This window comes from Polaromonas sp. CG_23.6, from assembly GCF_029892315.1.
In the GTDB taxonomy this organism is placed as follows: Bacteria; Pseudomonadota; Gammaproteobacteria; order Burkholderiales; family Burkholderiaceae_C; genus Polaromonas.
In genome coordinates this window covers 1,963,861-1,977,220 of record NZ_JARXUY010000001.1, presented here as the reverse complement: position 1 = coordinate 1,977,220, position 13,360 = coordinate 1,963,861, and the positions used below count along the sequence as shown (strand labels likewise).

Annotated in this window: 15 protein-coding genes; 5 read left to right on the top strand and 10 right to left on the bottom strand. The window is 63.0% G+C overall.

Going from position 1 to position 13,360, the window contains the following annotated elements; all coding sequences use genetic code 11:
* Positions 1 to 12: 12 nt before the first annotated feature.
* On the bottom strand, positions 13 to 798 hold the full coding sequence (surE, locus tag H4V98_RS09340) for a 5'/3'-nucleotidase SurE (RefSeq protein ID WP_196862753.1): 786 nt from the start codon (positions 796 to 798) through the stop codon (positions 13 to 15).
* A gap of 154 nt (positions 799 to 952) precedes the next feature.
* Between surE and H4V98_RS09335 the strand changes: the two genes are divergently transcribed.
* Entirely contained in the window at positions 953 to 1,927 is a 975-nt protein-coding gene (locus H4V98_RS09335; RefSeq protein ID WP_196862754.1) for an NADPH:quinone oxidoreductase family protein, read from the top strand.
* Between the two features lie 6 nt (positions 1,928 to 1,933).
* Here the strand turns inward: H4V98_RS09335 and H4V98_RS09330 are convergent, their stop codons facing one another.
* The 4 genes from H4V98_RS09330 to arsC all read right to left on the bottom strand — a co-directional run bounded on the left by H4V98_RS09330 (position 1,934) and on the right by arsC (position 4,473).
* Complete coding sequence (locus H4V98_RS09330) at positions 1,934 to 2,773, bottom strand: GNAT family N-acyltransferase (RefSeq protein WP_196862755.1); 840 nt, start codon at positions 2,771 to 2,773, stop codon at positions 1,934 to 1,936.
* Positions 2,774 to 2,883: 110 nt separating this feature from the next.
* Entirely contained in the window at positions 2,884 to 3,132 is a 249-nt protein-coding gene (locus H4V98_RS09325) for a hypothetical protein (protein WP_196862756.1), read from the bottom strand.
* A gap of 191 nt (positions 3,133 to 3,323) precedes the next feature.
* Complete coding sequence (gene arsH / locus H4V98_RS09320) at positions 3,324 to 4,067, bottom strand: arsenical resistance protein ArsH (RefSeq protein ID WP_196862921.1); 744 nt, start codon at positions 4,065 to 4,067, stop codon at positions 3,324 to 3,326.
* Entirely contained in the window at positions 4,042 to 4,473 is a 432-nt protein-coding gene (gene arsC / locus H4V98_RS09315) for an arsenate reductase (glutaredoxin) (protein WP_196862757.1), read from the bottom strand. Before arsC ends, arsH begins: the two co-directional genes overlap by 26 nt.
* A gap of 84 nt (positions 4,474 to 4,557) precedes the next feature.
* Here arsC and H4V98_RS09310 point away from each other — a divergent pair, with 84 nt between their 5' ends.
* Both H4V98_RS09310 and H4V98_RS09305 read left to right on the top strand, forming a co-directional pair.
* Complete coding sequence (locus H4V98_RS09310; RefSeq protein ID WP_196862758.1) at positions 4,558 to 4,908, top strand: helix-turn-helix transcriptional regulator; 351 nt, start codon at positions 4,558 to 4,560, stop codon at positions 4,906 to 4,908.
* A gap of 216 nt (positions 4,909 to 5,124) precedes the next feature.
* A complete protein-coding gene (locus tag H4V98_RS09305; protein ID WP_280757467.1) occupies positions 5,125 to 6,408 on the top strand; it encodes an arsenic transporter in 1,284 nt (427 codons plus the stop codon).
* Between the two features lie 105 nt (positions 6,409 to 6,513).
* On the opposite strand, the gene H4V98_RS09300 is transcribed toward H4V98_RS09305, so the two are convergent.
* The 4 genes from H4V98_RS09300 to H4V98_RS09285 form a co-directional block, all read right to left on the bottom strand.
* The gene (locus H4V98_RS09300) at positions 6,514 to 6,831 is read right to left on the bottom strand and encodes a YnfA family protein (RefSeq protein WP_196862760.1); all 318 of its coding nucleotides are present in this window, start codon (positions 6,829 to 6,831) and stop codon (positions 6,514 to 6,516) included.
* 3 nt (positions 6,832 to 6,834) lie between these two features.
* Positions 6,835 to 7,689 carry a universal stress protein gene (locus tag H4V98_RS09295; RefSeq protein ID WP_196862761.1) on the bottom strand — a complete coding sequence of 285 codons (855 nt, stop codon included), beginning with the start codon at positions 7,687 to 7,689 and terminating at the stop codon, positions 6,835 to 6,837.
* Positions 7,690 to 7,727: 38 nt separating this feature from the next.
* Positions 7,728 to 9,203, bottom strand: coding sequence for a SulP family inorganic anion transporter (locus H4V98_RS09290; RefSeq protein WP_196862922.1), 1,476 nt, complete (start codon positions 9,201 to 9,203; stop codon positions 7,728 to 7,730).
* A gap of 330 nt (positions 9,204 to 9,533) precedes the next feature.
* The gene (locus tag H4V98_RS09285) at positions 9,534 to 10,391 is read right to left on the bottom strand and encodes a cupin domain-containing protein (protein ID WP_280757466.1); all 858 of its coding nucleotides are present in this window, start codon (positions 10,389 to 10,391) and stop codon (positions 9,534 to 9,536) included.
* 105 nt (positions 10,392 to 10,496) lie between these two features.
* On the opposite strand from H4V98_RS09285, the gene H4V98_RS09280 reads away from it, so the two are divergent.
* Positions 10,497 to 11,045 carry a peroxiredoxin-like family protein gene (locus H4V98_RS09280; protein WP_196862763.1) on the top strand — a complete coding sequence of 183 codons (549 nt, stop codon included), beginning with the start codon at positions 10,497 to 10,499 and terminating at the stop codon, positions 11,043 to 11,045.
* Between the two features lie 79 nt (positions 11,046 to 11,124).
* Here H4V98_RS09280 and H4V98_RS09275 read toward each other — a convergent pair whose 3' ends face one another.
* The gene (locus H4V98_RS09275; RefSeq protein WP_280757465.1) at positions 11,125 to 11,655 is read right to left on the bottom strand and encodes a GNAT family N-acetyltransferase; all 531 of its coding nucleotides are present in this window, start codon (positions 11,653 to 11,655) and stop codon (positions 11,125 to 11,127) included.
* Positions 11,656 to 11,951: 296 nt separating this feature from the next.
* Between H4V98_RS09275 and H4V98_RS09270 the strand changes: the two genes are divergently transcribed.
* Positions 11,952 to 13,331 (top strand): efflux RND transporter periplasmic adaptor subunit, encoded by a 1,380-nt coding sequence (locus tag H4V98_RS09270; RefSeq protein ID WP_196862764.1) that lies wholly within the window; start codon positions 11,952 to 11,954, stop codon positions 13,329 to 13,331.
* Positions 13,332 to 13,360: the final 29 nt, after the last annotated feature.

Sequence of the window (13,360 nt, the reverse complement as noted above, 5' to 3'; positions counted from 1 at the left end):
CGTATCCCTTTTTCAGTGCTTGTGGCTCAGCTTGGCCGCTGTCTGTGCCCAGTAAGGCAGTCGTTCATGGTCCGTCAGGTCCACCTTCAAGGGCGTGATGGACACGTAGCCCTGCGCGGTGGCATGGAAATCAGTGCCTTCGCCGGCTTCCTTGGCCTGGCCGGCGCCGCCAATCCAGTACATGGTCTCGCCACGCGGGCTGGTCTGCATGATGACACGCTCGGCCGCATGGCGGCGCCCCAGCCGGCAGACCTTGAAGCCCTCGACCTGCCCGGCGGGCAAGTTGGGAATGTTCACATTGAGGAGCCAGGGCGGAACGCTCGGCTGCGCGCCTTCGGCCACAGCTTCCAGTGAAGGCATGAGCTGCTGGACCAGATTACGCGCCTGCAGCGCCGCCACGTCGATGTGCGCCCAGCCTTTTTCAGTTTGTGAAAAGGCGATGGCCGGGATGCCGAAGAGATAGCCTTCCATGGCCGCCCCGACGGTACCGGAATAAATCGTGTCGTCGCCCATGTTGGCGCCGTTGTTGATGCCCGACACCACCAGGTCCGGCCTGTAGCCGAGCAAACCGGTCAGGGCAATATGCACGCAGTCGGCGGGCGTTCCGTTGACGTAGCGAAAGCCGTTGGCCGCCGTCTGCACATACATCGGCGTGTGCAAGGTCAAGGCATTGGATTTGGCGCTGTTGTTGTGTTCTGGGGCGACCACCTCGACATCGGCAATGGTTTTCAGCGCTTCGTAAAGCGCCACGATTCCGCTGGCCTGGTAGCCATCGTCGTTGCAGATCAGGATTTTCATGCTTTGATTCTACGGTCCCGGTCGTGACAGGGCCTGCGGGTTTTCAGGAAGGCCCCGTCAGCGGGTTTGCCTATGATGACAGCTTGACCTTTTTGCCGGGCCGCCCAAGCAGCGCCCACCCGGCTTTTACCCTTTCATTTCTGGAGACCTGTCCATGCATGCCTGGCTTTGTGAAAATCCCACCGGCGTTGACGCCCTGACCTGGACCGAACTGCCCACGCCCAAACCCCAGGCCGGCGAGGTGCTGATCGAAATCAAGGCGGCGAGCCTGAATTTCCCCGACCTGCTGATTGTGCAGAACAAGTACCAGATGAAGCCGCCGCTGCCTTTCGTTCCGGGCTCGGAATATGCCGGCGTGGTGCAGGCCGTGGGCGACGGCGTGACGCACATCACGGTTGGCCAACATGTCGCCTGCCTGTCAGGCACCGGCGGCTTTGCCACGCACACCATTGCACTGGCCGCGCAGTGCATGCCCCTGCCTGAAGGTTTTCCCTTTGTCGATGCCGCGGCCTTCATCATGATCTACGCCACCTCGCACCATGCGCTGGCCGACCGGGCGCAACTCAAGCCCGGCGAAACCGTGCTGGTGCTGGGCGCGGCTGGCGGCGTCGGCACGTCGGCCATCCAGATTGCCAAGGCACTGGGGGCGCGTGTCATTGCCGCCGCGTCAAGCGATGAAAAATGCGAGTTGTGCCGGTCCATCGGCGCCGATGCCACCATCAACTACAGCACGCAGGACCTGCGCGAAGCCCTCAAGCTGTTGACCGGCGGCAAAGGCCCTGACGTGATCTACGACCCGGTGGGCGGCGACCTGGCCGAGCCGGCCTTTCGCTCGATTGCCTGGCGCGGGCGCTACCTGGTGGTCGGCTTCGCGGCAGGCAGCATTCCGGCGCTGCCGCTGAACCTGACGCTGCTCAAGGGTGCGTCCATCGTCGGTGTGTTCTGGGGCGGTTTTGCCAAGAACGAGCCCAAGGCCAACGCAGCCGCAATGGCCGAACTGGCTCAGTGGTATGCGCAAGGCAAGATCAAGCCGGTGATCGACGGCACCCTGCCCATGGCGGACCTGAAGGCCGCCTATGCGCGCATGGGCTCGCGTGCCGTCAAAGGCAAACTGGTGATGGTGAACTGAGCGGTATCAGGTCCCGGCCGCATTGGCGGAAAAATGCCTGAGATAGCGCGCTGGCAGGTCTGGGAGTCGCATCATCATCGGCAGATCGGCCGAGTTGAAGTCCGGATCCCACGCCGGCGAGCCCAGCACCCGGGCCCCCAGGCGCAGGTAACCCTTGATCAGGGCTGGCGGCTCGACCACCAGAGAATCGTCCAGATGCTCCACTGGCAGGGGCAGGCGTGGCGTGACCCGGAATTCAATCCCGGCCAGATGCGTCTGCCGGACCTGGCGCCAGATGCTGGCGGCCGCATGCCCACCCGGAACGCCCTGGTGCTGCATCGGAATGCTGGCGCAGCCCATCATGGTGTCCAGCCGGTTGCGCCCCATGAACTCGGCCAGCGCGCCCCACAACGCCAAAATCACGCCGCCGTGGCGGTGGTCGGCGTGCACGCAACTGCGGCCCAGCTCGACCATGCGCTCGCGCAAAAACCACAACCGCCCCAGGTCGAATTCAGTGTCGCTGTAGGTGCCGCCGACGCGCCTGGCCTGGGTAGGCGTCAGCACCCGGTACGTGCCAATGACCTGCGCGCTGGCCGCGTCGCGCACCAGCAGATGCTCGCAGTAGTCATCGAACAGGTCGACGTCGTGGCCGGCCAGCGTTTTGGGCAGGGTTGCACCCATTTCCAGCGCGAACACCTGGTACCTCAACCGCTGCGCTTCCCGGACTTCATCCTGGTGCCGCGCCCAACTGACCAAAATTTTCCCTGGCCGCTGAACTGGAGCAAGCGCATGAACGCCCGGATGAAGCGACCTTTGGGGCGTTGCGACCGGCGAAAACGCAAAGGTTGGAATGGGCAGTTCTTTCATGGCGTCTTCCTGGTTGTCCGGTCGATCACACAACACCTGGCCGGCTCCTGGGTGTGGGGCGTGCGGGATGTGAAAAAGCCCCGGAGACGGGGCTTGAAACAGGCGGCAATTCAACACGCGGCAGGCTGCAGTCTGGCGCCCTTATGCCGGCCTTGGCCGCTGCCTGGCGCTGAGGGCAGGCCTTCAAGCCACGGCCGGGTGCCCGGCTTGAAGCGCAGACCGCCGGGGCTGCTGGCCATGGCGTGAGCGGTGCAGCGAAGAATGCGCAGCCGCTGCCGGTCGAGGTCGTGAGGAGGGACGCCGTCAAAGCGGCCTGCGGTGGGTCCGGGCTCGCCGGCAAGGTTCAGATCGATGGCCATGGCATGCTCCTTCAAGCGGTCATGGCGCAATTCTGGGCGCTGTGCGTGACGTCGCCATGTCAGTTCTGTGGCAGTTGCGTGACAGCTGAAACGGCGCAGACCCAGCGCACCGGGCGCTATTGAATCAAGAGCTGCAATCGCTCGCCAAGTATGCGACAGAAGTCGATTTGATGTATTTTTCGGCGTGCTGGCTAGAGCGAACGCTGGTTCACCCGTTTTGACAGCGCTTCGGCACTTTCGCAGCGCTCGCTGTAGCGGTCCGTCAGGTACGACGACACGCCCCGGGTCAGCAGGGTGAACTTGACGAGTTCTTCCATGACATCGACCACGCGGTCGTAATAGCTCGAAGGCTTCATGCGACCGGCCTCGTCAAATTCGAGGAAAGCCTTGGCGACAGACGACTGGTTGGGAATCGTCAGCATGCGCATCCAGCGGCCGAGCACGCGCAGTTGGTTGACGGCATTGAACGACTGCGAGCCGCCCGACACCTGCATCACCGCCAGCGTCTTGCCCTGCGTCGGCCGCATCGCGCCGTCTGCCAGTGGAATCCAGTCGATCTGCGCTTTCATGACGCCGGTCATCGCGCCATGGCGTTCAGGCGATGTCCAGACCATGCCTTCGGCCCATTGCGCCAGCTGGCGCAACTCCTGCACCTTCGGATGGGTATCGGGCACGTCGTCGGGCAGCGGCAGGCCGCGCGGGTCAAAGGTGCGGGTTTCGGCACCCATTGCATTCAGTATGCGTGCGGCCTCCTCGCTGAGCAGCCGGCTGTAGGAACGTTCGCGCACCGATCCGTAGAGCAGCAAAATGCGCGGCGCATGCGTGCTGAGGGCTTGTGGCTGCAGGAGAACACTGGCGGGCGCGTCAAACTGTGCGCTGTCGATGTTCGGTAGGTCATGGATGAAAGGTTTAGCGGCCGGCAACACGCTCTCCATGTTCATTGACCAGCACTTCGCCATCTTCCTTGCGGAAGGCGGCACGCTGTGGCAGCGGCAGGATGTCGAGCACCGCTTCTGACGGACGGCAAAGCCGGGTGCCCAGCGGTGTCACCACAATGGGCCGGTTGATCAGGATGGGGTGGGCCAGCATCGCATCGACGAGCGCGTTGTCGTCAAGGCCCGGGTTGGCCAGCGTCAGCGCTTCATACAGCGTTTCCTTGTGCCGCATCACTTCACGGACGGGAACCGCCATCTGCGCGATCAGCTCGAGCAGCTTTGCACGCGTCGGGGGCGTTTGCAGGTACTCGATGACCACAGGCTCAACGCCGGTGTTGCGGATCAGCGCCAGCACATTGCGCGACGTGCCGCAGTTCGGATTGTGGTAAATGGTGATGTCCGCCATGGTTTGGATACTCCTGTTGAAATTAAAAGACGCTTGCACAATTGAAAAATTGCAATGTTTCAATTGTTCAATTATATTTGAAACATGGAAACGATTACACAGACTGAACTTTCACCTCTCGACGAGTTGTCCGCCGTCAAGGCGCTGGCCGCACTGGCACAGGCACAGCGCCTGCGGGTGTTCCGGACCCTGGTGGTGGCCGGTCCGGGCGGGCTGACGCCCGGCGTGATGGCCGAACAACTGGCCGTGGCACCGAGCGCGCTGTCGTTTCACCTCAAGGAGCTGGCGCATTCCGGCCTGGTCAGCAGCGAGCCGCGCGGCCGCCACCTGATCTACCGCGCCGACATCGGCCACATGAATGCGTTGCTGGCCTACCTGACCGAGCATTGCTGCGAAGGCCAGGCTTGCAGCCCCGTTACAGCGCTTGTTTGCTGATTTTTCAAGGTATTTCAGCCATTTTCGCAATGGCGGCGAGCTTAATCAGCTATTTATTTCATAGCAAATACTTTTCATGCACCGAAGGCTGACCCTGCGGGTCAGCCTGCCCACTAAAAAAACCCGAACGATCCTGCTGCAAAGCAAAGCCTGCGATTTGAACCCGTCCTGATCAAGCACTGAACCCCGCCACAAGATTCATAAAACCTGCCCGACATGCTCACTGCCCTGCTCATCTTCATCTTCACCCTGATTCTTGTCATCTGGCAACCACGCGGCCTCGGAATTGGCTGGAGCGCCTCGCTCGGGGCAGTGCTTGCGCTGCTGACGGGCGCTGTACAGGTGAGCGACATCACGACGGTCTGGCTTATCGTCTGGAACGCCACCGCCACCTTCATCGCCATCATCATCATCAGCCTGCTGCTCGACGAATCGGGTTTTTTCGAGTGGGCCGCGCTGCATGTGGCGCGCTGGGGAAAAGGAAACGGCCGGCTGCTGTTTGCGCTGATCGTGCTGCTGGGCGCTGCGGTGTCGGCCCTGTTTACCAATGACGGCGCGGCACTGATCCTCACGCCCATCGTGATTTCGCTGCTGCTGGCACTCGGTTTCAGCGCCGGGGCGACGCTGGCGTTCGTGATGGCAGCCGGTTTCATTGCAGACACCGCCAGCCTGCCGCTGGTGGTGTCCAACCTGGTCAACATTGTTTCAGCCGATTTTTTCAACATCGGCTTTGACCGTTACGCATCGGTCATGGGCTGGGTCAACCTGGCCGCGATTGCCGCCAGCCTGGGAATGCTGATGCGGTACTTCTGGGGCAGCATTCCGGTGCGCTACGACACGGCGCAGATCAGACCGCCGCAAGACGCTATACGCGACGCCACCACCTTCAGGGCTGGCTGGGTTGTGCTGGCGCTGCTGCTGGTCGGCTTTTTTGGGCTGGAACCCCTGGGCGTGCCGGTCAGTGCGGTGGCCGTAAGCGGTGCGCTGGTGTTGCTGGTCGTCGCCGGGCGGGGCCAGGTCATTTCGACACGCAAGGTGGTGCGGGGCGCACCCTGGCAGATCGTGGTTTTTTCCCTGGGCATGTACCTGGTGGTGTACGGCCTGCGCAACGCCGGCCTGGCAGGCGAAATCGCTTCGTTGCTGAACCTGTTTGCGCAAGGCGGGGTTTGGGGCGCGGCCTTCGGCACCGGCCTGCTGGCGGCTTTGCTGTCCTCGGTGATGAACAACATGCCAACGGTGCTGGTGGTTGCCTTGTCCATCTATGCCAGCAGTGCCGCCGGGGTGGTGAAGGAGGCAATGGTGTATGCCAATGTGATCGGCTGCGACCTGGGGCCCAAGATCACCCCGATTGGCAGTCTGGCCACCCTGCTGTGGCTGCATGTGCTGGCGCGCAAAGGCACGATCATCACCTGGGGCTACTATTTCAAGGTCGGTATCGTGCTGACCGTTCCCGTGTTGCTGGTGACGCTGGCTGCGCTGGCAATACGCCTGGGCTTGTGATTGCCGGCATGAACGGCCACTGGCTTGCTGAAACGGCCTGCAGGGCTTTGCGGCGTTCAAGTTGCCGGCGGTTGCCAAAGCATTGCCCTGAGCCTGTGCGGCAACTTATTTTGGCTGGTACATGATCAGCCCCATGCCGGTCAGGCTCAGGGCGACGCCGGCCACGTCCCAGGCCGTCGGGCGCACACCGTCCACCGCCCACAGCCAGGCCAGCGCCACGCTGATGTAAACCCCGCCATACGCGGCATACACCCGCCCGGCGGCGGCTTCGTGCAGCGTCAGCAGCCAGGCGAACAGCGCCAGGCTGAAAGCCGCCGGAACCAGCAGCCAGATCGACGCCTGCCTGACCAGCCACAGGTAGGGCAGGTAGCAGCCGACGATCTCGGCCAGCGCGGTCGCCAGGAACAGGAAAAAGGTTTTCACTCGTCAGCGCAGGATCAGCACCGGCACCTCGCTGAGCCGCAGCAGCGTGGTCGTCGTGCTGCCGACGATCAACTGGCGAATGCGCGAATGGCCATAGGCGCCCATCACCAGCAGCGAGGCACCCCGCGCCTTGACAAAGGCTGGCAGCACGTCTTCCGGCTCGCCGGGCAGCAGCGCTATCGACGCCTCAAAACCCGCCGTCGCCAGCGAGTGACAGGCTTCCTCAAGCTGGCGTTGCGCCTGCATGGTGTCGTCGCCCGCCATCGCCACAATCACCGGCAGGCCCTTGAGCATCGGGCTGCGCGCCACGGTCTCGACAGTCGTGCGCGACGTCGGGCTGCCGTCAAAGGCGATGACAACCCGCGTGGGCGGCGTAAATGGTGCCCCCGTGACCACCAGCACCGGGCGTTTCACCGAACGGATCACGCGCTCAACATGGTGGTCAAGGTGAATCATCGATGTATCGCTGGCACGGTAGTGCTCGCCCAGCACAAACAGGCGCGCGTCCGGCTCCATTTCAAGCACGTTGTCGAGCAGTTCGCCATGGCGCAGGCGCACATCAACGGACGCCACGCCGGCCGCCGTGGCGCGCGTCTGGGCATCGGCCAGCATCCGCTTGCCCGCTTCGAGCGCCACCTTGGCGCGCTGGGCATCGAGCACGCTCAGTTCTTCAAGCAGCGCCTCCTGCGCGCCCAACCCGATGGACCCACTGAAGTCGCTCAGCAGCGGCCGATCGGCGCGCTCCAGCACATGCAGCAGGTCCAGGGGTGTACCCAGCCGCTGCGCCGACCAGGCGGCCCAGTCGATCACGCAAGCGGTGTTGTCCAGACCGTCGATGCAGGCATAAACCTTGTTCATGGAGTGTTCCTTTTGTCCCGTTAATGTGGATGATGCCGTCAGTGCATGAGTTTTTCAACAGCACCGGGTTTGTCGTGAACCGCAAAGCGGTCCATCATCGTCGTACTGGCTTTGTCAAGGCCGAGCACCTCCACCTCGGTGCCTTCGCGCTTGAATTTGAGCACCACTTTGTCCAGCGCGCCGACCGCCGTGATGTCCCAGAAGTGGGCGCGGCTCACGTCGATGCAAACTTTTTGCACCGCTTCCCTGAAATCAAAGCTGTTGATGAAGGTTTCCGACGAGGCAAAGAACACCTGTCCCACCACGCTGTAGGTGCGCAGGCGGCCCTCGGCATCCAGGCGGCGGTCGATGCGCAGCACCTTGCCGACCTTGTGTGCAAAGAAAATTCCCGACAGCAGCACGCCGACAAACACACCCTTGGCCAGGTCATGCGTGGACACGGTAATGACCACGGTGGCGATCATCACGATTGTTGAACTGGGCGGGTGCTGGCGCAAGTTGCGGATCGAGTCCCAGCTGAAGGTGCCGATGCTGACCATGATCATCACCGCCACCAGCGCTGCCATCGGAATCTGCTTGACCCAGGGGCCAAGGAACACGATCAGGACCAGCAGCGCAAGCCCTGAGACCAGCGCAGACAGGCGCCCGCGACCGCCCGATTTCACGTTGATCACCGACTGGCCAATCATGGCGCAGCCGGCCATGCCGCCGATGAAACCGGTGGCGATGTTTGCGACGCCCTGCCCGACGCATTCGCGGTTCTTGTTGCTGGGGGTGTCGGTCAGCTCGTCAACAATCGAAGCGGTCATCATCGACTCCAGCAAGCCGACGGTCGCCAGCGTGAGGGCATACGGAAAGATGATCTGGAGCGTTTCCAGCGTCAAAGGCACATCGGGCAGTAAAAAGACCGGCAGACTGTCGGGCAGCTGGCCCATGTCGCCCACGTTACGAATGTCCAGCTTGAGCAGCATGGCCACGCCGGTCAGCACGACGATGGTGACCAGCGGTGACGGCACCGCCCGGGTGATGTAGGGAAAGCCGTAAATGATGGCCAGGCCCGCCGCCGTCATTGCATACACCACCCAGCTGACGTTGGTGAGTTCCGGCAGCTGCGCCATGAAGATCAGAATGGCCAGCGCATTGACAAAGCCGGTGATGACCGAGCGCGAGACAAAACGCATCAGCGCGCCCAGCTTGAGCAAGCCGGCCACGATCTGCAGCACACCGGTCAGCACGGTGGCGGCCAGCAGGTATTGCAAACCATGCTGCTTGACCAGCAGCACCATCACCAGCGCCATGGCGCCGGTGGCGCCCGAAATCATGCCGGGACGGCCGCCGGTGAAGGCGATGATCACGGCGATGCTGAACGACGCATACAGGCCGACCTTGGGATCGACCCCGGCGATGATGGAAAAGGCGATGGCTTCGGGAATCAGGGCCAGCGCGACCACCAGACCGGCCAGCAAATCGCCCCGGATATTGGAAAACCAGTCTTGGCGGAGGGATGCGTAAATTGTTTTCAATGGATAAAAGCGGCGTCAGGCATGACCGGACAACCGTGAGTCAAAGGGAAATGGAAAATCAGGCAGGACCCGCGAAAAGCGGCCTGACTCGGTGAACATCGGGACGATTTGCGCCCAGGGTGACGACTCAGGGCGGTGTCACCGAGCAAAAATAGCCACGCGGCAACCCGCTGCCAGGGTAGGAAACCCGGAACGTGGAAAGCGTGGCAATGAATCTTTGCATCGATGCATTTTACCCATGAAGCCTGCCTGCAAGCCCGGCAGCATGCCGCCGGGCCTGAAATCGCTTCACTTCTGAAGGCGTTTTTTGCGGCAATTCCTTCATGCGTCTGCCTGGGCCCGGGGCCGGGAAAGCGTCCGCGCTTTCGAGAGCACGCGAGACAAGGCTGACACGTTGGAAAAACCCGAGGCACTGGCCGCCGCCTTGAGGCCCTGGCCCGATTGGACCGCGCGTTGTGCAATCTGCAGCCGCAACGTATTCAGGTATTTGCCCGGAGGGCTGTTCATGGTGTCCCGAAAGCGCACGGCAAACGCAGTTCGTGACATGCCTGCGTGCTGCGCCAGGGAGTGCAGCGTCCAGTCGTTTTGCGGCGCATCGTGCATGGCCACCAGCGCGCTGGCAATGCGCGGATCGGCCAGTCCGTTAAACAAGCCGCCATGCGCGGCAGGATGTGCCACCAGATGGCGCAGCAAGGCAATAAAAATAATTTCGCCGACGCGATTGATCAGCGCCCCCTGGCCGCAGCGCGGCTCGCGCACCTCGCTGCGCACCAGCGCCAGCAGATGCTGCAGCAAGGACTCTTCCGCTGCCAGCGGCACAGCCCGGGGCTGGACAAATTCGGCCAGCAGCAAGGGCGCCACCGGCCCTTCCAGAAACACCCTGGCCGATATCAGCGGCGCTTGCGCATTGCCGTCCCTCGGCACGAGGTCGTGCGCCTGGTCACCACGGCAAATCAAAAAAGCAGGCGCACTGGCCTGCAGGGCGGTGGCCGGTGCTGCGCCCGTTCTTAGCAGTTGCGCCATGCCGTTGCTGATGACATGCAGATAAAGCATCGGCACCCCGCAGGCGGCAAAGTGCACATCAGCGGCGCCATCTTTTTGCGGCAATACGGTGGACATTTCGACGCGCGGTGCCAAGCCACGCAGCAGGGCCGAAAGGCGGTCAGGTTTGACAGGCATATTCATTTTTGTACGCAAGGCAATATTTTATGAACCAATTTTTGCACAGGGTACATAACAATGCCTGTTCCTTTCCGTTTCCGTCCATCAACCCAGGAAATCTTCATGCGCAGTTCAGCCCTTATGCCCCGTTACCCCGTGCCGGCCCTCAACGTGGCCTTGACGACAGGAGGCCGTTTTGTGCTGGGTGCGCAACCCGGAGACAAGTTTGACCTGCTGGTGTTTTACCGTGGGCTGCATTGCCCTATTTGTGCCAAATACCTGCTGGAACTGGAACGCCTGGTGCCCGAGTTCGCGGCGCGCGGCGTGCAGGTCGTGGCCATCAGCAGCGACGACGAAGACCGTGCCGGGCAAATGGCGGCCAAGGTCAGCGCCAACGGGTTGAAGCTGGGCTACGGCTTGAGCCTGCGCGCCGCCCGCGAGTGGGGTTTGTACCTCAGCGCCTCGCTGGGAAAAACGTCCATCGGCATTGATGAGCCAGCCGTGTTCAGCGAGCCGGGTGTGTTTATCGTGCGTCCCGATGGCACGCTGTATTACGGCGCTGTGCAGACCATGCCTTTTGCCCGGCCACAGTTTCAGGACTTGCTGGGTGCGATGGACTTTGCCATCAGCAAGAACTATCCCGCTCGGGGCGAGTTCACAGGCGAGGTTTGAGCCTGGACTGCAGGATATCTTTTCAGGCGGCGCCGGCGTTCGGAACAAAAACAAACGGCAGCTGGCTGTTTTTGCGCCCTCAGCTCAGCCACTTCTGAAAAAACTGCGCCTGCCCCATGGCCGGATCGAGCTGGTAGCCGGCAAAGCCAACGCGTTCATACAGCCGGACAGCGCTGGCATTGCCCTGCAGCACTTCGAGCGTCAGCTTGCAGGCGCCGCGCTTGCGGGAAATTTCCTCCACCAATGCCAGCATCTGCTCACCCACCCGCTGGCCCCGGTGGCTGGCAAGCACCGCCACATCGTGAACATTGACCAGCGGCCGGCAGGCAAAGGTCGAAAAGCCTTCGATGCAGTTGACCAGCCCGATGGGCTGACCGCCCTCACCGCCCTCATCGCCTGAAAACGCCAGCACGCTGAAGGCCTGCGGCCGCGCGGCGAGTTCTTTCACCAGGTTGGCCTTGGAAAACGCGCTCAGGGCTTCGCCGCCACCGGCCGGGTCCTGCGCATAGGCGTCGAGCAGATGGACCAGCGCGTCGGCGTGGACCGGATTGCGGTAATCGGCCTGGCAGACATGCAGACGGGATGAAATCGATTGGGTGAAATGGGTCACTGGGCAGTCTTTGGCTGATGGCTGAGGCCTGATTTTAAGGACCGCACGGCCGCCATCCTGGCAAGCGCCTGTGGTGACTGCGGAGCGGCTTTTTTACAGCTTTTGCTTTACCGGACATTTACCGGCCTATTTCCAGCGCGACACCTGCGCCCGGAGGCTTGCAGGGATAATTATCCAGCGCATGACCTGCCAGAGGCGCCCGGGCCATTCGCCAGGGCCGGACAGGGCGCCCTCCTTCCTGTAGAAATAAAAATACCGCCGCCAGCGACTTGTCGCCGCATGCAAAAGGACCGCTGATGGATACCCGTGTTGAATCCCCGCCCATCCACAGCAACACCCCTCCCGTCAAACGCATGAGCCGCCGCGCACGCCTGATTGGCAGCGTGCTGGCGGTGGCGGTGCTGGCCGGCACTGGCTGGCTGGCCTGGCACCTGACGCATCCCGATACGCCAGAGGCCGGTGCGGCAGGCGGGCGGCGTGGCGCACCGGCCACCACCGTTGGCGTGGCGACCGCCGAAAGCACCTCTATTCCGGTCATTCTGGATGCACTGGGCACCGTTACGCCGCAGGCCACCGTCAAGGTTCGGCCACAGGTGTCAGGGGTGATGGAAAAGGTGCTGTTCAAGGAAGGCCAGATGGTGCGCGCAGGCGAGCTGATGGCCACCATCGACCCGCGCCAGTTCGAGCTGGCGCTGATGCAGGCCAGCGGCCAGCGCCAGCGTGACGAGGCGCAATTGGCCAGCGCCCGCGTCACGCTGACGCGTTTTCAGACGCTGCTCAAGCAGGACTCGATTGCGCGGCAGGAAGTCGACACCCAGGCCGCGCTGGTCAGGCAGCTTGAAGGCACGGTGATGATCGACAAGGCCAACGAAGGCGTCGCCCGGCTCAACCTGGGCTATGCCCGCGTCGTCGCGCCCATCAGCGGACGTGTCGGCTTGCGCACGGTGGATGTCGGCAATGTGGTCAGCAGCAGCGACGCCAACGGCATTGCCCTGATCACGCAGGTCACCCCGATTGACGTGGTATTCGCCGTTCCGCAAGACCGCGCAGGGGAGTTGCAGCAGTCTGCCGTGTCCGGCCGGTCGATGAAGGTCACGGCGCTTGACCGGACACGCTCCAGTGCGCTGGACACCGGCGTGTTCACCTCGCTGGACAACCAGGTCGATGTGCAGACCGGCACGGTCAAGGCCAAGGCGCGCTTTGCCAACGCCCAGCTGGCGCTGTTTCCAAGCCAGTTCGTCAATGTGCAACTGGAGCTGCGAACCATTGAAAACGCTGTCACGGTGCCGGTGGCGGCGCTGCGCCATGGCAATGCCGGCGATTATGTCTATGTGGTGAATGCGGCCGAGCGCACGGTCAGCCTGCGGCCGGTCCAGCGCGGCCAGGCCACGGCCGACAAGATACAGATTGCCTCGGGCCTGAAGGCGGGCGAGCAGGTCATCACCGAAGGCGCCGACCGGCTCAAGGACGGCGCGCCGGTGGTGCTGCCCGGCGACAACCCCAGGGGCATGAACGGTGCAGGTGCCGGCAAGCGACAGCGTCCGGGCGCACCCGCCGACGGCGCCCGGCCGGGCGCGTCAGCCGCTGGCGATGCAGCAACGCCAGCGACCCTGCCGGCTTCGGGCGCGGCCAGCGCACCACGCCGCCGCCGCGCGTCTCAAGCCGAGGGCGCATGAACCCGCGCGCGCCAGCCAGTGCGCCGGAT